The following is an 809-nucleotide window of genomic DNA, read 5'->3' on the forward strand; positions in this document are numbered from 1 at the left end:
AACGCCACGACCGTGACCGCGCGGACCGTCGCCATGATCGTCGGCGCGATCGTGGTCGGTGCCGCGGGTGCCGTGGCCGGTGCGGTGCTGGTGTCGCGGCGGGTGCTGCGGGGTGTCGGTGCGGTGCAGCGGTCGGTGGCGGCGATGGCGCAGGGTGATCTGACGGTGCCGGCGCAGGTGGACTCGCGTGACGAGATGGGTGAGATGGCGGCGTCGTTGACGACGGCGCAGGCGTCGGTGCGTGAGGTGATCGCGGGGGTCGCGGAGTCGGCGGGGACGGTGGCGGCTGCGGCGGAGGAGCTGGCGGCGGCGTCGGGTCAGGTGGCGTCGGGGTCGGAGGAGACGAGCGTGCAGGCGGGTGTGGTGGCGGCTGCGGCGGAGCAGGTGAGCAGGAACGTGCAGGCGGTGGCTGCGGGGGCGGAGCAGATGGGGGCGAGCATCCGGGAGATCGCGCAGAACGCGTCGCAGGCCGCCAAGGTCGCGGGCCAGGCCACCGACGCCGCGGCGGCGACCAACGAGCAGGTCTCGCGCCTGGGGACGTCGTCGCAGGAGATCGGCAACGTCGTCAAGGTGATCACGTCGATCGCGGAGCAGACGAACCTGCTCGCGCTCAACGCGACCATCGAGGCGGCACGTGCGGGCGAGGCGGGCCGCGGCTTCTCGGTCGTGGCCGGCGAGGTGAAGGAGCTCGCGCAGCAGACGTCGCGCGCGACCGACGAGATCTCCCGGCGCATCGAGGCGATCCAGTCCGACTCGCGCGGCGCGGCCGACGCGATCCGGGAGATCGCGCAGATCGTCGGCTCGATCAA

General features: G+C 73.3%; 1 protein-coding gene. It reads left to right on the forward strand.

Translation table 11 applies throughout. The annotated features are described in order from the left end of the window. Positions 1-12: 12 nt before the first annotated feature. Positions 13-809 (forward strand): methyl-accepting chemotaxis protein (locus tag G3I71_RS52505; RefSeq protein ID WP_203733014.1); only part of this gene is annotated, 797 nt, incomplete at its 3' end.

The organism is Streptomyces sp. SID12501 (genome assembly GCF_010550245.1).
Lineage (GTDB): Bacteria > Actinomycetota > Actinomycetes > Streptomycetales > Streptomycetaceae > Streptomyces.